The 16,331-nt window shown below is 72.2% G+C and carries 13 protein-coding genes and 1 pseudogene; 1 reads left to right on the forward strand and 13 read right to left on the reverse strand.

Features of this window, described 5'->3' with window-relative positions; genetic code table 11:
• The 9 genes and pseudogenes from BKE38_RS09460 to BKE38_RS09500 form a co-directional block, all read right to left on the reverse strand.
• Positions 1–195: pseudogene (locus BKE38_RS09460) on the reverse strand (hypothetical protein); the annotation flags it as partial.
• A gap of 17 nt (positions 196–212) precedes the next feature.
• Positions 213–2,306 carry a flagellar biosynthesis protein FlhA gene (gene flhA / locus BKE38_RS09465; RefSeq protein ID WP_076957077.1) on the reverse strand — a complete coding sequence of 698 codons (2,094 nt, stop codon included), beginning with the start codon at positions 2,304–2,306 and terminating at the stop codon, positions 213–215.
• 6 nt (positions 2,307–2,312) lie between these two features.
• A complete protein-coding gene (locus BKE38_RS09470) occupies positions 2,313–3,851 on the reverse strand; it encodes a sigma-54-dependent transcriptional regulator (RefSeq protein ID WP_076957078.1) in 1,539 nt (512 codons plus the stop codon).
• 4 nt (positions 3,852–3,855) lie between these two features.
• Entirely contained in the window at positions 3,856–4,179 is a 324-nt protein-coding gene (fliN, locus tag BKE38_RS09475; RefSeq protein ID WP_420014315.1) for a flagellar motor switch protein FliN, read from the reverse strand.
• Positions 4,180–4,276: 97 nt separating this feature from the next.
• Positions 4,277–5,107, reverse strand: a complete 831-nt coding sequence (locus BKE38_RS09480) for a hypothetical protein (RefSeq protein ID WP_076957080.1) — start codon at positions 5,105–5,107, stop codon at positions 4,277–4,279.
• Positions 5,104–6,126, reverse strand: a complete 1,023-nt coding sequence (gene fliG, locus BKE38_RS09485) for a flagellar motor switch protein FliG (protein WP_106409176.1) — start codon at positions 6,124–6,126, stop codon at positions 5,104–5,106. Before fliG ends, BKE38_RS09480 begins: the two co-directional genes overlap by 4 nt.
• Positions 6,123–7,868: a flagellar basal-body MS-ring/collar protein FliF gene (fliF, locus tag BKE38_RS09490; protein WP_242662300.1), complete on the reverse strand. Its 1,746-nt coding sequence runs from the start codon at positions 7,866–7,868 to the stop codon at positions 6,123–6,125. Before fliF ends, fliG begins: the two co-directional genes overlap by 4 nt.
• A gap of 220 nt (positions 7,869–8,088) precedes the next feature.
• Positions 8,089–8,772 (reverse strand): flagellar hook assembly protein FlgD, encoded by a 684-nt coding sequence (locus tag BKE38_RS09495; RefSeq protein ID WP_076957081.1) that lies wholly within the window; start codon positions 8,770–8,772, stop codon positions 8,089–8,091.
• 30 nt (positions 8,773–8,802) lie between these two features.
• On the reverse strand, positions 8,803–10,392 hold the full coding sequence (locus BKE38_RS09500) for a flagellar hook-length control protein FliK (protein ID WP_076957082.1): 1,590 nt from the start codon (positions 10,390–10,392) through the stop codon (positions 8,803–8,805).
• Between the two features lie 260 nt (positions 10,393–10,652).
• Here BKE38_RS09500 and flgE point away from each other — a divergent pair, with 260 nt between their 5' ends.
• Positions 10,653–11,945 (forward strand): flagellar hook protein FlgE, encoded by a 1,293-nt coding sequence (flgE, locus tag BKE38_RS09505; protein ID WP_076957083.1) that lies wholly within the window; start codon positions 10,653–10,655, stop codon positions 11,943–11,945.
• A gap of 719 nt (positions 11,946–12,664) precedes the next feature.
• Here flgE and motA read toward each other — a convergent pair.
• From motA to BKE38_RS31440, 4 genes are all read right to left on the reverse strand, one after another.
• Positions 12,665–13,528, reverse strand: coding sequence for a flagellar motor stator protein MotA (gene motA / locus BKE38_RS09510; protein ID WP_076957084.1), 864 nt, complete (start codon positions 13,526–13,528; stop codon positions 12,665–12,667).
• Complete coding sequence (locus BKE38_RS09515; RefSeq protein ID WP_076957085.1) at positions 13,525–14,745, reverse strand: flagellar motor protein MotB; 1,221 nt, start codon at positions 14,743–14,745, stop codon at positions 13,525–13,527. Before BKE38_RS09515 ends, motA begins: the two co-directional genes overlap by 4 nt.
• A gap of 41 nt (positions 14,746–14,786) precedes the next feature.
• Positions 14,787–15,566: a response regulator transcription factor gene (locus BKE38_RS09520; protein ID WP_083747420.1), complete on the reverse strand. Its 780-nt coding sequence runs from the start codon at positions 15,564–15,566 to the stop codon at positions 14,787–14,789.
• 179 nt (positions 15,567–15,745) lie between these two features.
• Positions 15,746–16,180, reverse strand: coding sequence for a hypothetical protein (locus BKE38_RS31440; protein ID WP_131829547.1), 435 nt, complete (start codon positions 16,178–16,180; stop codon positions 15,746–15,748).
• Positions 16,181–16,331 lie beyond the last annotated feature (151 nt).

The raw sequence follows: 16,331 nt of genomic DNA on the forward strand, positions 1-16,331 counted from the left end.
TTCCAGCGCCGGCTCCGGGGTGGGGGCCACCACCGGCAGCGGCTCGTCCGGCGGGTCGATCTCCAGCGCGGCCGTCGCCTCCACCCCGCCATTGACGCGGCGGGAGGACAGCAGCACGGCATCCGGCCCCAGCTCCGCGGTCAGCAGGCGCATGGCCTCCGCCATGCTGGGGGCGCGGATGACGCGGATGCGCATGGCCGGCTACCCGTGCCTCAGACGCTGCCGAGGACGCGGATGCGCGCCCGCGGATGGATCTCGGCCTGGGCCAGCACCGGCGTGGTCGGGCGGAAGCGCTCGACCACCGCGCGGACATGGGCGCGGATGGCGCCCGAGCAGACCAGCGCCGGCGCGTCGCCCGCGGCGCCTGCGCGGTCCAGCGCCAGGCGCAGCTTCTGCGCGAAGTCGTTGACGCGCGACGGCGCCATGGCCAGCTGGCGCTCCTCGGCCGGGCCGATCAGCGCCTCGGCGAAGGCGGCCTCCCATTCGGCGCCCAGCGTCAGCAGCGGCACGTCGCCCTGGTGGCCGCGCGCCGACTCCGTCAGCTGGCGCGCCAGGCGGGCGCGCACGATGGAGACGATGCCGGACAGGCCACGCGCGCCGCCGCCGGCCGTCGCCTCCTGGATGCCCTCCAGGATGGTCGGCAGGTCGCGGATCGAGACGCGCTCCGCCAGCAGCGCCTGCAGCACGCGCTGCACCGTGCCGATGCTGGCCTGGCCGGGCACCAGGTCGGCGATCAGGCGCTTGTTCTCCTCCGGCAGCCCGTCCAGCAGGCGGCGGGTCTCGGTGTGGCTCAGCAGGTCGGCCATGTTCTCGCGCACCACCTCGGTCAGGTGGGTGACCAGGACGCTCGCGGCATCGACCACGGTGCAGCCGCGGGCCAGGGCCTGGTCGCGCAGATTCTCCTCGATCCACAGCGCCGGCAGGCCGAAGGCCGGCTCCTGGCAGCGCTCGCCCGGCAGCGGCGGCAGCTTGCCGCTGGGGTCGATCGCCAGCAGCATCGGCGGCTTCACCTCGCCCTGCGCCGCCTCGACCTCCTTGACGCGCACGACATAGGTCGAAGGCGGCAGCTGCATGTTGTCCTGCACCCGGACGCTGGGCAGCACGAAGCCCATCTCCTGGGCGATGCTCTTGCGCAGCTGGCGGATCTGCTCGGTCAGCCGCGGCGCCTCGCCGGAGGCGAGCGACAGCAGGCCATAGCCGATCTCGAGCCGCAGCTGGTCCATGCGCAGCGCCTCGGCGACCGGTGCCTCCTCGGCCGCGGCCTTGGCGGCAGGGTCGAGCGGCGCAGCAGGCCGCGCCGGCGCCCGCGCCTTGACCTGCTCCGCCTTGCGCCGGTTCCAGGCCAGGGCGCCGCAGACCGCGGCGATGGCCAGGAAGGGCAGCACCGGCATGGCCGGCATGGTGGCCATGACCAGCGCGCTGCCGGCGGCGATCGCCAGCGGCTTCCAGGAGGTTCCAAGCTGGCCGGCCAGGATCTGGTCGGCGCGGCCCTCGCCGCCGCCCTTGGTCACCACGATGCCGGCGGCGACCGAGATCAGCAGCGCCGGGATCTGCGTCACCAGCCCGTCGCCGACGGTCAGGATGGCGAAGGTCTCGGCGGCGTCGCCGAAGGGCAGGCCGTGCCGGCCCATGCCGATGGCAAGCCCGCCCAGCAGGTTGATGCCGGTGATGATCAGCCCGGCGATGGCGTCGCCGCGGACGAATTTGGCGGCGCCGTCCATGGCGCCATAGAAGCCGCTCTCCTCCTCCAGCTCGCGGCGGCGGCGGCGCGCCTCGGGCTCCTCGATGATGCCGGCGGAAAGATCGGCGTCGATCGCCATCTGCTTGCCGGGCATGGCGTCCAGGCTGAACCGCGCGGCGACCTCGGCGATGCGGCCCGAGCCTTTCGTCACCACCATGAAGTTGACGATCAGCAGGATGAAGAAGACCACCAGGCCGATCAGGACGTCGCCGCCCATCAGGAAGTTGCCGAAGGCGGCGATGACGCCGCCGGCCGAGCCCGGCCCCTCATGCCCATGCGTCAGCACCGCGCGCGTCGTCGCGACGTTCAGCGCCAGCCGCATCAGCGTGGTCAGCAGCAGGATGGTTGGGAAGGAGGTGAAGTCGAGCGGCCGCTGCAGCAGCAGCGCCACCATCAGCACCAGCACCGAGGCGGTGATCGAAATGGCGAGGCCGAGGTCGAGCAGGATGATCGGCAGCGGCACCAGCATCACCGCCAGCAGGCAGATGACGCCCAGCGCCAGGCCGACATCGGTGCCGACACGGAACTTCTTCAGCGCGTCGGGCAGGGGGATGGCGACGGCCATGCGTCGTTACTCCGCCGCCGCGGCGCCGCCGGGGGCGGTCACCGCCAGGCCGGAGGCGCGGTAGTCCTGCAGCTTGTTGCGCAGCGCGCGGATCGAGATGCCCAGCACCTCGGCCGCCCGGGTGCGGTTGCCCAGGCAATGCGCCAGCGTCCCCAGGATCAGGTCGCGCTCGACATCCTCCATGCGGCGGCCGACGAGCGCGGCGATGCCTTCCTCGGGCGACAGCTGCTGCGCGGCGGGAGCCGGGGCCTGGGGGACGACCGCGCCGTAGCTGGCATAGGCCGGCGCCGCGGCGGTGGCGGCGGCTGCCGCGAGCTCGGCCGGCGTCGGCAGCGGCGGCTGCGGCATGGGCGCCGGGCGCGGCGGATCGGCGAAGAAGGCGGCGGCCGCGGCGGCCGGCGTCAGGCCGGTCACCGGCACGCCGGCGGCGGCGTCGGGCCGCGCCAGCTCGATCGCCTCGGCGCCGATGGCGTCGCCCTCGGCCATCAGCACGGCGCGGTGCAGGGCGTTCTCCAGCTCGCGCACATTGCCGGGCCAGGAATAGGCCAGCAGGGCGCGGCGGGCGGCGGCATCCAGGCTGCGGGGCGGCAACCCGTTCACCTCGGCGAAGCGGGCGGCGAAGAGATCGGCGAGGGGAAGAATATCGCCCGGGCGCTCGCGCAGCGGCGGCAGGCGCAGCCGGACGACGTCGAGGCGGAAATACAGGTCCTCGCGGAAGCGGCCGGCGCGGACTTCCGCCATCAGGTCGCGGTTGGTCGCGGCCAGGATGCGGACATCGACCTTGATCGGCCGGGTGCTGCCGAGGCGGTCGATCTCGCGCTCCTGCAGGGCGCGCAGCAGCTTGGCCTGCAGGCGCGGGTCCATCTCGCCGATCTCGTCGAGCAGCAGCGTGCCGCCCTCGGCCTGCTCGAACTTGCCCTTGCGGCCGGCGACGGCGCCGCTGAAGGCGCCCTTCTCATGGCCGAAGAGCTCGCTCTCCAGCAGGCTTTCCGGCAGCGCCGCGCAGTTCAGCGCGACGAAGGGGCCGGATGCCCGGCGCGAGCCCGCATGGATGCGGCGCGCCATGACCTCCTTGCCGGTGCCGCTCTCGCCGGTGATGAGAACAGAAGCCTCGGCGCGCGCCACCTGGTCGGCGCGGGCCAGCACGGCGGCCATCACCGGGTCGCGCGCGGCCGGCGGCGCGGCCTCCTCCGCCTGCTCGCCGGCGGCGGCCTGCAGCATCGCCGCGATCAGATCGGCATCGGGGGGCAGCGGCAGGAAGTCGCGGGCGCCGGCGCGGATGGCGCGCACCGCGGTCTCGGCCGCGGCGTCGACGCCGCAGGCGATGACGGGGCAGAGGATGCGCTCGGCCAGCATGGCGCGCACCAGCCAGTCGATGTCGTGATGCACCTCGCACATCACCACGTCGGCGCCCTCGGCGCGCAGCTTCGCCAGGGCGCTGGTGACGCCCTCGACCTGCGCGACACGGGCGCCGCGTGCCTGGGCCATGCGCGCGGCCAGTCCCAGCTCCCCCGCCAGGGGGCCGACGATCAGCACGCGGGGCATGGGCTCAGCCCACCCGGTCGGTCTTGACGATCTCGGTCATGGTGACGCCCAGCCGGTTCTCGCCGACCATCACCACCTCGCCGCGCGCGACCAGCCGGTTGTTGACGTAGATGTCGACGGCCTCGCCCAGCTTGCGGTCGAGCTCGACCACGGCGCCGCGGCCGAGCTTCAGCAGCTGGCTGACCTGCATGGTGGCGCGGCCCAGCACGGCGCTGACCTGGACGGGAATGTCATAGACGGCGTTCAGATCGGCGGCGGCGCGACGCGGCGCCTCGCCGTCCGGCGCATCGGGCAGCTCGCCGCCCAGGGCCACATTGCCGCGCATCATCGGGTCCTGCATTTTGCCTTCCCTTGGTCTCTACCGCAGCCGGCCTGTTCTCGGCCAGCACTCGAACGTCATCCGCGCAGCATCACGCGCCGGGGCTTCAGGCGATGGGTGACAGCCGCGCTTCCGCCGCCATCGCGTCCGGCGTCACCAGGCCGCAGGCGGCCAGCGCCGCAACCACCGCCTGACGCGCGGCGGCGGCACGGCGCGAGGCCTCGCCCGAATGCCATCTTAGCACGGCATCGCCCGGCGTGAGTCCCGCAACCGCCACAACCTCGACCTGCTTCATCGTCGCGAAGCGCGCCGAGAGCGGCGCGACCAGCGATTCCTCGACCTGCACCGTGACCGCAGGCTCTTCCCGCAGCACCGGCAGCATGGCCTCGACGAAGGCCTCGGCCTCGGCGGCGCCGAAGCGCGCGCCGAGCGCGGGCATGGCGGCGCAGAGTGCTGCCAGCGCGGTCTCGGCGATCGAGCGCGCCGCGTCCTCGGCGACGCCGGCGGCGCTGCGCGCGGCGTCGGTGAAGCCGCTGGCGGCCATGCGCAGCGCGGCGACGGCCGCGGTGTCGCGCTCCGCCTCGACCTCGGCGCGGCCCTGGGCGAGGCCGGCGGCCAGGCCTTCGGCGCGGCCGGCGGCGAAGGCCTCCCTGCGCGCGGCCTCGAGCAGCTCGGGCAGCGGGTCGTGCACCGGCTCCGGCATCGGCGCCACGGCCTTGATGGCCGGCGCGTCGAAGTCGTTGGCGGTGAACATATGCACCGGCGCCATCGCGCCCAGCCCGCCGGCGATGCGGCGCGAGGGCGCCGATTGCGGCGCCGCCGCCTGCGCCACGGTCGCCTGTGGCTTGCGGAACAGGATGGCGTGATGCGTGCCCAGCAGGGCGGGATTGGCGAGCGGCGAGCTCTCCTCGAAAGCCATGGCGGCGTCGGCGCTCAATAGACCAGCTCCTCGGGCTGGCCGCCTTCGGCCAGCCGGATCTCACCCTGCTGCGCCAGCTCCTTGGCCAGCGCGACCATGGCCATCTGCGCCTCCTCGACGTCGCGCAGCCGGGTCGGGCCCAGCGCCGCGATGTCGTCCTTCAGCATGCGGCCGGCGCGCTCGGACATGCTCTTGAAGAACTGGTCGCGCAGGTTTTCCGAAGCACCCTTCAGCGCGATCGCCAGCTTCTCCTTCTCGACGGTGCGCAGCAGCACCTGCATGCCGGCGGCATCCAGCCGGCGCAGATCCTCGAAGGTGAACATCAGCGAGCGGATGCGCGCGGCACTTTCCGAGGACTGCTCCTCCAGCGCCGCCATGATGCGGCCCTCGGCGCCGCGGTCGAGGTTGTTCATGATCTCGGCCATCAGCTCATGCGAGTCGCGCCGCGTCGAGCGCGCCAGGTTCGACATGAACTCGGCCTTCAGCGTGCGCTCGACGCCTTCCAGCGCCTCGGCCTGCGGGCTTTCCATCCGCAGCATGCGCATCACCACCTCCATGGCGAAGCTGTCCGGCAGCAGGGCCAGGACGCGCGCCGCATGGTCGGGCCGCACCTTGGTCAGCACCACGGCGACCGTCTGCGGGTATTCGTTCTTCAGGTAGTTGGCGAGCACCGTCTCGTTCACGTTGCCCAGCTTGTCCCACATGGTGCGGCCGGCGGGGCCGCGCAGCTCCTCCATGATCTGGGTGACGCGCTCGCGCGGCAGCGAGCGGAGCAGCATGCGCTCGGTGGTCTCCCAGCTGCCGATCAGCGAGCCGGCCTGGCCGATCTGCTCGGCGAATTCGTGGCACAGCGCCTCGACCGATTCCGCCGGCACCGAGCCGAGCTGCGCCATGGCCGAGGAGACGTCGCGCACCTCGTCGTCATGCATGCGGCTGAGCAGCTTGGAGGCGCGCTCCTCGCCCAGCGCCAGCATCAGGGTCGCGGCCTTCTGCGGCCCGGACAGGCCGCTGGCGCGGCGGACGGTGGTCATGCTCATGACTTTGCGGCCTCATCGGGGGAGAGCCAGCGGCGGACCACCGCCAGCGTCTCCTCGGGGTGCTTGTCGACCAGGTCGGCGAGGGTGTTCAGGCTCGAGATGCGGATCTGGCCGCTGACCATGGCGAGATCGATCATGGTCTGGTCGGCATCCGACAGCGGCTCGGACGGGTCGCCGCCGGAGAGCGCGGCGAGGCCCGGGCCGAGGCCGCTGCCCTGCAGCACGTCGTCCGGCCCCGGCAGGCTGCCGGCGACACCCGGCAGGGCGCCGGCAGCGCGGGGGTTCATCCCCTGCACCAGCCGCTTGGCGACCGGGCGGCCGACCAGCAGCAGCGCCAGCAGGGCGACGATGGCATAGACGCCGCTTTCCAGCAGGCGGGCGGTCAGCGTCGGCGTCAGCGCCGGCAGGCCGAGGAAGCCGGCCGCCTGCTCCTCCTGCGTGCCGAAGCCCGGATCGGCGAAGCGGAGCGAGACCACCTCGAGACGGTCGCCGCGCTGCTCGTTGTAGCCGATGGCGCCGCGCACCAGGGCGCTGATGCGGTCGACCTCCTGCGGCGTGCGCTCGCGGAAGCGGGCCGGGCCGCCATTCTCGCCGGGCTCCCAGATGCCGTCGACCAGGACGGCCACCGAGACGCGGCGGACCACCGGCTGCTCGCGCATCGTGTTCCGCGTGGTGCGGCCGATCTCGTAGTTGACCGTCTCCTCCTGCCGCGCCTCCTGGCTCTGCGGGCCGCTGGCCTGCGGGGCGGGGGGGGCGCCGGGAAGCTGGTTGGCCACCGAGACGTTCTGCGGCTCGCCGTTGCGGCTGCTCTCGTTGGTCGAGCTCTGGCTGCGCGGCACCTGGTTCTCGGGGTCGAAGCGCTCTTCCGTCGTCTGGATCCGGTCGTGATCCATCTCGATGGTGGCCTCGGCGCGGACACGGCCGGGGCCCAGGATGCGCTCCAGCATCTCCTCGACGGAGCGCGACATGCGCATTTCCTGGGCGCGGCGGATCTCTTCCTGGGTCTGCACCAGGCCGCTGGCGCCGTTCTGGCCGCCGCGCGACAGCAGCTCGCCGCGGCCGTCGACGATCGAGATGTTCTGCGGCTTCAGCCCGGGCACCGCGGCGGCGACCATGTGCAGCACCGCCTGCACGCCCTCGCGGTCGAGGCGCTGCACGCCGCGCATCTGCAGCACGACGCTGCCCTGGGCCTCGCCGCGCTCGCGGGAGAAGGGCTCGCGCCGCGGCAGCACCAGGTGCACGCGCGCCTGCGCCACGCCGTCCAGGCTGCGGATGCTCCGCGCCAGCTCGCCCTCGAGGGCGCGCAGCCGGTTCATGTCCTGCTGGAAGGGGGTGGTGGTCAGGCCGCCCTGGCGGTCGAAGATCTCGTAGCCGACGCTGCCGCCGCTGGGCAGGCCCTCGCGCGCCAGGTTCAGGCGCAGCCGGGGGATCATGTCCTCGGGCACCATGATCTCGCTGCCGTTGCGGCCGAGCCGGTAGGGCACGCGCGCCTTCTCCAGCGAGGCGACCACCTGGCCGGCATCGCGCTGGTCGAGATCGCCATAGAGGAGACCCATCGGCGCGGAGGCCGTGCGCAGGGTCAGGAAGGCGATCAGCCCGAGCGTCAGCAGCCCGGTGATCCCCAGCGCCGCGAGGCGCATCGGTCCGAAGGCGCGCAGCGAGGCCACGAGCCGGCCCATGCCGCCGGCGACGCCGGCCTGCGCGGCATTCGCGCCGCTTTCCAAAGCTTCCGGTCCCGTCATGGGCCGCTGAGTCGCCGCATTCACCGCCGCCTCCGCGCGCGGTATCCTGCCGCGCGATCACTCTTTCGCGCGCGGGCGTTGATCAGATGTTAACCGGGCCTTGCAGGAAGCGGCGGGTGGCATGCATTCCGGGCGCAGCGCCCCTGCGCGACGCCCGGCATGGTCGCGGCACCGGACGGATCTGCAACCGTCCCGGCTCCGCTACGCGCTCACGCGGTGTTTACTGCAATCCCACCAGCTTATCCATGCTGACGGTCAGGCCGCCGATGGTCAGCGTCGGGTTGCCGTCGGTGCGGGTGACGCTGGTCACCGCGCCGGTCAGGGTCGAGGTCAGGCTGCCGGTGGAGGCGCCCTTCGAATCCGCGCCTGTGACGGTCACGGTGTACTTGCCGTCGGCCAGCGCCCGGCCGTTCGTATCCGTGCCGTCCCAGTTCCAGCTTGCCGGGTCGGAGCCCAGCGCCACCACCGCCGTGCGCACCGTCGTGCCGCTGGCATTGGCGATGCTGACGACGGCGGTGCTGGCGCCGCCCGCGCCCGACAGCGCCGGCAGCTTCAGGCTCTGCGTCTCGCCGTCCTGCAGCACCATGGTCTCGCTGTTGATCTCGACATTGCGGCCGACCAGCGAGGTGGCGCTGAGCATCGAAGAGCTCTGCTGCAGCGACAGCAGCGTCTCGAGATGGGCGTTGGTCGCGATCTGCTGCTCGACCGCCGAGAACTGCGCCAGCTGCGTGGTGAACTGGGTCGAATCCGTCGGGTTGGTCGGGTCCTGGTTCTGCAGCTGGGTGGTCAGCAGCACCAGGAAGCTCTGCATGTCGCCAGCCAGCTTGGTGCCCGCGGCCGCGCTCGCCTTGGTGCTGGTCGTGCTGCTGGTGGAGGCGGTGGTGACGGCGGTCGAGGTGGCCATGGGCGAAAGATCCTTGGCGGCGGGTCGGGGTCAGACGGCGAGGTCGAGCAGGCCGACGCCACGCAACTGGCGTGCCACGGCGGGGGAATGCGTGTCGTCGGCAGGATCTGCCGGGGCCTGGCCGCGGCCCTGTCCGTTCTGGCCGTCGCGTCCGGCCTGGCGCTGCTGCGCGCCCTGGCCACCGGACTCGGCGAGGCCCAGGCTGAGGCTGCGTCCTGTCTCGGGGCCGAGCCCGGCCTGGGCCAGCGCCTGCTCGATGGCGCCGGCATCGCGCATCAGCATCAGCAGCGTCTCGGGCCGCTCGGCCCTGACGCTGACCTGGGCCGGGCCGTCGCCCTCCCGCTCGATGCTGATCTCGACGCGGCCGAGCGCCTCGGGCGCGACGGCGACGCTGATCCGGCTGACCCCGCCTTCGCCCCCGCGCAGCGCGACATTGAGCACGGCGCGGCCGACCTGCTGCGCCGGCGGCAGCGGGGCGGCATGGCCATAGGCCTGCAGCGGCGCGCTGGGCGCGGCGGTCGGCGCCTGGCTGGACGCGGGCGCGGCAGGAGCGAGGAAGCCTGGCGTGGCATCGCCGCCTGTCGCGGCGCCGAGGCCGCTCTCCGGCAGGCTGAAACCCAGGGCTGCCGCGGCGGCGCTGGCCTGCGCCTCGGACGTGGCGGCGGGGAAGGGGGCAGCATCCGCTGTCCGGCCTGGTGGGGCGGAGTCTGCCGGAGAATGCGCGGCGGCGGCGCCCGGCTGCGGCGCGGCGTCCTGCTGATGCTGATGCTGGTGCGGATCCGGCGATGGCGGCTGCGCGGAATTCTGCTGCGCCACCGGCTGCACCGCGACGGCCGCCTGGGGCGCGGCCGGGGCGACCAGCGTCGCCATCGCCCCGGCAGGAATCTCCGCCTCCGGTCCCGCGCTGTCATCCTCGATGGCGAAGCCCTTGCCCGGGGCGGCGGCGCGCCCGGCTTGCGGCTTCGCCTCGGCCGACTGCGCCACGGCGGCGGCGGTCTTCCCGATGGCCACGGGCTGTGCCTCCGGCGCGGCAGGCGGGGCAGAGGGCTGGGCAGGGGCGGCCTGGATCGCGACGGGCGCGGGCTGCGCCGGTGCCGGCAGAGGCGCACCGTCGACGGCTGCCGGTTCCGGCTTCTTGCCGTCAGCGGCTTCGGTTTCGGCGGACTCGGCGGGCGTGGCGGCGATCTCGACCGTGGCTTCGGCCGTCGCGGCGACGGCCGCCAGGGCGACCGGCACGCCATTGGAATTGGCGGCGTCCGCGGCCTGCGGCGGCGTGCCGGAGGCGGCGGGCGGCGGCGGCATCGGCGTGGTGGCCGGGGCAGCCTGGCCGGCGGGCGGCGCATGGCCGTTGGCGGCCAGGGCGACGGGCTGCGGCGTCGGCGCCAGCGGCGTCGCGACGGTCGTGCTGGGCGCGGGGGCTGCCGGCGCGCGGTTGCCATTGGCGGCAGAGGGTGCCGGCGTGGTCGCCGGGGCGATCGGCGGCGCGGCCGGCGGCGCGGTGGTGGCGGTGGCCAGCGCCGCCGCGAAGCCCGGCGCGGCCGTGCCCGTCACGGCGCGCGGCAGCGCGGCGAGCTCGGCAGGAGTGGAGCGGATCGTCGGAGCCTGCAGGGTGACGGTCATGGTCCGGGCATCGGTTGGTCGCGGCCAAGGACTGCAACAAGCGGGCCATCGCGGTCCGCCGCCGCCACCCGGCAGGAATGCGCCGCCCCGGCAGTTTCTGCCGGGCAGGAGCCGCCGGGGACCGCCGCCACCGGCGGAACTTGCCGGATCGATGCCGGAGAAACTCTGGCACGCCGGTTGCGAGAGCCCTGGCGATCCCGGGTCCGGCGCCTGTTGCGCCACAAGCCGCGGGAATGGACCTGCATTCGAGGACCCCGCGCATGTCGCTCTTCGGCTCGATGACCACCGCCATCTCCGGCATGAACGCCCAGTCGCGGGCGCTCGGCCATATCTCCGACAACGTCGCCAACAGCTCGACCACCGGCTACAAGCGCGTCGACAGCACCTTCGAGGATCTGCTGACGCAGTCGACCTCGAAGATCCACACGCCGGGCGCCGTCAGCGTGACGCCGGACGCGACGGTCTCGCTGCAGGGCTCGATCACCCAGTCGGAGAACCCGCTGGCGCTGGCCATCAGCGGCAACGGGCTGTTCAGCGTGGCGCGGCCGAGCGGCACCGACAATGCCGGCAACATCCAGTACGACTCTGCCACGCCGCTGTTCACCCGCGCCGGCGACTTCACCAAGAATTCCCAGGGCTACCTGGTGAATGGCAGCGGCTATGCGCTGGAAGGCTGGCCGGTGACCGACGGCGTCGCCAACACCGGCACGCTGACGCCGGTGAAGATCGACACCTCGGCCTATCCGCCGACCGCGACCACCCGGGCGACGCTGGCCGCCAACCTGCCGGCCACGCCCACGACCAACAGCTTCTCGACGCAGATGACCGGCTATGACGAGCTCGGCAACGCCAAGCCGGTCACGCTGAACTGGACCAAGTCGGAGACCGTCGCCAATCAGTGGACCGTCGAGGCCACCAGCGGCGGCGCCTCGCTCGGCACCGCCGTCGCCACCTTCTCCGACGGCGCCGACGCCACCATGCCGGCCGGCACGCTGCTCAGCCTGGCGCCGGCCGATGGCGTGACGACGCTGACCACCACGGCCAATTCCGGCAAGGGCAGCGACGCCTCGATCACCTTCAACGGCACCACGCCGCTGACGCTGGACCTGGGCAGCTACGGCACCGCCGACGGCGTCACGCAATATGCCGGCACCGCCTATGAGCAGCGCAGCCTGGTGGTCGATGGCGCCCCGGCCGGCGCCTATAGCGGCGTCACCATCCGCGACAACGGCGATGTCGTGCTCAGCTACGACAACGGCAAGAGCAAGACCGTCGCCCGCGTCCCCGTCGTCACCTTCCCCAATCCCGACGCTCTGCAGCGCGAGGACGGCCAGGCCTTCAGCCTGACCACCGAGGCCGGCGCCATGCAGGTCAGCGAAGTGGGCACCGAGGGCGCCGGCACGCTGGCCACCAGCGCGCTGGAGAGCTCCAACGTCGATATCACGGCGGAATTCTCGAAGATGATCGTGGCCCAGCGCGCCTACACCGCCAACACGCGGGTGCTGACCACGACCGACGAGATGCTCGCCGACACCATCAACATCCGCCGGTAATCTGCAGCGCGTCGCCACCTGCGGCGGCGACGCGGATCGATGGTGGATGGCGTTCCGGCGGGGTGTGCGCGCAAGAGGCGCAGCCACCCGCCCCGCGCGGCGGAAGATCCGCCCGCGGTGCCAGACGGCGCGAGGACAGCGCCAGACCAGGGCCTGCGCCGAAGACCGGCGCGGCCGATCTGCCTGGCCTGCCCGCCGCGGAAGAGCCGCGGCCCGACCGTCCAGAAGGGACGTGTTCCATCCGTCGATGTGGCGACCACGGCCGCGCTGGCATCCGCCAGGACGGGCCGCGGTCTGGCCGCCGCCGGCGCAAGAGGCGCCATTCCCTGTTGACCGCTCGCCAGTTCCGGCCCGCCGCGCAGCGCGTGGCGACGCCGCGGGCGCGCGGCTGCCATCGGGACGAGCGGCGAAGACAGCCGCTCTTCTCCTGCGGCGATGCCGTGCCCCTGCGGCAGTGGCCGCGGCGCCGCGCCGCCTGTCCGGTCGGCGACACCAGGCGATCGGCAGGGGCTTCCAAGACAGGGCAGGGCGACAGGCCGCCGCCATCAGCCCTGGCAGGACAGGATGGCCGCAGCGCCGGACAGCGCTGTCGCGGAATTCCGGTCCCGAACCAGTGCCACGCAAAAGGGGCGCGACCCCGAAGGCCGCGCCCCTGTCCAAGCCCCCTGCGGCTGCCATCGCCGCGAGGCGGCAGCAGCCCGGAAGCGCCTCCGGAAGACCTAGGCGCGCTGTTCCTGGAGGGTGGCGTCCATCGCCTGGAAGGTCGGCATCAGGTCGGTCGGCACCGTCTTGCGGCCGATCTCCACCGAGACCGGCGGCGCATTGCCGTGCAGATGCGCGATCAGCACCGCGCGGATCACCTCGAGGAACTTGGCCTCCTCGTCGACCACCGCCTTGAGCCGCGTCGCCAGCGGGCCGACCAGGCCATAGGCCAGAAGAACGCCCAGGAAGGTGCCGACCAGCGCGCCACCGATCATCGCGCCGAGCACCGCCGGCGGCTGGTCGATCGCGCCCATGGTCTTGATGACGCCGAGCACGGCCGCGACGATGCCCAGCGCCGGCAGCGCATCGGCCATCGACTGCAGCGCATGCGCCGGGTGCATCTCCTCGTGGTGGATCTTCTTCAGCTCGCGCAGCATCACGTCCTCGACCTGGTGCGGGTCATCGGCGTTCATGCCCACCATGCGGAGATAGTCGCAGATCAGCGTCTGCGCGTGATGGTCGGCCAGGATCTTCGGGAACAGCGTGAAGATGTCGCTCTCCTGCGGCCGCTCGATATGCGGCTCGAGCCCGACGGCGCCCTTCGCCTGGGCCACGCGCAGCAGGCGGAACAGCAGGGCGCAGAGGTCCAGGTAGTCCTGCTTGCCGTAGCGCCCGCCCTTCATCACCTTCTTCAGCGCACCCATGGTGTGCTTCACGTCGTGCATCGAGTTGGACATCAGGAAGCTGCCGACCGCGGCGCCGCCGATGATGATCATCTCGAAGGGCAGCGAATGCAGGATCGGGCCCATCGAGCCGCCGGCGGCCAGATAGCCGCCGAAGACGCAGGCCAGCAGCACGCCGAAACCGGCGATCACGATCATGGCGCGAAACCCCGCGGCGCATTCGCCGGCATGAGGACAAGGATGGAGACACGTCGGTTGGTCGGATCGGTCGGCCGATCCTTCAGCAGCAGGTCGCGGTCGGCGCGGCCGGCGACGGCGCGCAGACGATCCTCGGCGATGCCGGCCTCGACCAGGATGCGGCGGGCCGCACTGGCGCGTTCCGAGGACAGCTCCCAGTTCGACCGGTCGCCACCGCCGCGGAACGGCGTCGCGTCGGTGTGGCCGCTGATATCCACCGCGTTCGGCAGCCGTGCGACGACACGGGCCACCTGCTGCAGCAGGGCGCGGCCGCGGGCGTTCGGCGCCGCCTGGCTGGCGGAGAAGACCGGCTGGCCATCGGCATCGACCAGCTGGATGCGCAGGCCCTCGCGGGTCTGCTCGACCAGCAGCTGGCGCGCCAGATCGGCGATCTGCGGGTCGGACTGGATGGCGGCGCGGATGTCCTGCGCCGCGCGGTCCAGCGCTTCCCGCGCCTGCTGCGCCGTCATCTGACCCTGGCCCTGACCATCCGTCTGACCGGCAGCCTGGCCGCCTTGGGCGTTGCCCGAGGCGGCCTGGGTGGCCGCCTGGGCCGCGGCCGCGGCCGGACCCTGCTGGGCCACCAGCAGCGCCTGCAGCGCCGCGCCCGAGGCCGCGTTGGCGGCCGATGCCGCGCTCGCGCCTTCGGCCTGGCCGCTGGCATCGGTCGGCATCTCGCTCGGCTGGCCGGCGGCGAACTCGCCCCGGTTGGCGCCGCGATCGGCCACGGGATTGCGCGCGGCCTCATAGGCCGAGAGCGCCTCCAGATTCTCACGGATGCGACGCGGCGGCTGGCGCTGGGGCAGCGCCTCCTCGTCGGTCTCGTCTTCTTCCCGCGGCCGGTCGAGCGTCGACGCAGCCGAAGGCGGGCGGTTGCTGGTCACCGGCGGGGGCTCGCCGGCCAGCTTCTGGTCGCTGTTCAGCGTGCGGCCGCCGAAAGGCTCGCCGGAGCCCGAGGAGCCGCGGCTGAGGATGTTGCTCGGCGCGAAATAATCAGCAAGGCCGACGCGCTGCGCGTCGGTGGTGGCGTTGATCAGCCACATCAGCAGGAAGAAGGCCATCATGGCCGTGACGAAGTCGGCGTAGGCGATCTTCCAGGCACCGCCATGGTGCCCGTGCTCGCCCCCTTCCTCACGGCGCACGATGACGATCGGGCGCTGATTCCGGTTCTTCGCCATCCGGCGTCTCCTGTCCGCGCGCGGGGCGCGGTGGGATGATGCTAGACGGCGACGGCCATGGAGGCGTTCAGGTCGACGCTGAGATGGGCGCGGCGCACCCGCGGCTGGCCGGACTGGAAGCGGGCCCGGGCGGCGGCGACCTCGGCCGCGGTCGGGTCTTCCAGCACGTAGCCGCGGCCCCAGATGGTGCGCACGATCTCGGCCGAGCCTGCCGCCGCCAGCTTGCGCCGCAGCTTGCAGACGAAGACGTCGAGGATGCGCTGGTCCGGCCCATCTTCCACGCCATAGGCGCGGCTCATGAACTGTTCCTTGGTCAGCAGCACGCCGCGGCGGAGCATGAGCATCTCGAGGACGTCGAACTCGCGGCAGGTGATGCGGACGTGGCGGCTGTCGACGGTGACCGTGCGGCGGGCCTGGTCGAGCACGACATTGCCGCAGGTCAGCTGCGACGAGGCGTGGCCGAGGCCGCGGCGCAGGATCGCCTGCATGCGGGCGATCAGCACCGGCGCGCGCACCGGGCGGATCAGCACGTCGTCGGCGCCGAGGTTGAGCGCGGTCTGCTCGTCCTCGACCGAGATCGCGTTGGTGATGACGACCACCGGCATGCGCAGGCCGCGACGACGGATCTCGCGCAGCGCCGCGAAGGCCTGCAGGCGGGCGTCGGCGACGTCCAGAACGACCACATCATAGGGGCCGCTGTGCTGGGCGATGGAGGCCACTTCAGCGAAGGGCTCGGCCAGGTCACAACCGTGACCTTCCTGGCTGAGGCAACGCTGCAGTTCGGGGCTTTTGCCCACAGTCGTGGCGAGGAGAACGTGCATGCCAAGTCCTTGCGATTTTCGCCGGGATCGGAGCAACCAGGGCTCGTAACAACGCCGAGGTACCTCTCGGCTTCGTGACGTGCAAGGTAAAGTTGTGTTGAAAGGTTGCGGCGCCCGAAAAACTGCAAGCCCGTGACGAAGTGCGGCACGCACGACACAGTGATTAAACCAGAGGTAGATCAGCCCTGGTGAGACCCTCCTGATTCCGGATCGATTTGCGCGGCGTGCAAGCGGAGCCTGAGCGCTATCGACCGGCAGAGACGGGCTGCTTCCCCGGTCTCAGAATCGGCGGCCGATTCGGCCGATTCCGCCAGACTTAACAGTTCGGAAGCCGAAACGGTGCCGTTCTGCAGCATGGCCAACTGGCATATTTTCAGTGTTTTCAGAGCCTTAAGCGATATCGTTTGAGCGGTCTCTTGACTTCGAGAATTTTTGCCCTGCGCAAATCCGTCGCCAAGCAGAAGCGGAGCATTAACCTCCGACAGCCGTGCGGCCTCGCTGCGGCCTTGCTGGACCACGTTGTCGAGGCGGTTGGCGAAACCACTCTCTCCGGTTGCGGAAGCGCTGCCTGAACCCTTGCGTGGGGCGACCCCAGAGGGGCCGAAGGGGGTCACCGGGGCGCCTGTGCGCATTCACGAATACCTTATCGAAGGGTTGCGATTTACTAGAAGCTCGCCGTTGCTGGATTGTAAACGGCCAAGCTGCAACTTCGGATTGCAATGAAGGCTGGCATGCCGGTTGCAGAACCCCCGGCATGCGCCACTC

Source organism: Teichococcus deserti, assembly GCF_001982615.1.
GTDB lineage: Bacteria > Pseudomonadota > Alphaproteobacteria > Acetobacterales > Acetobacteraceae > Pseudoroseomonas > Pseudoroseomonas deserti.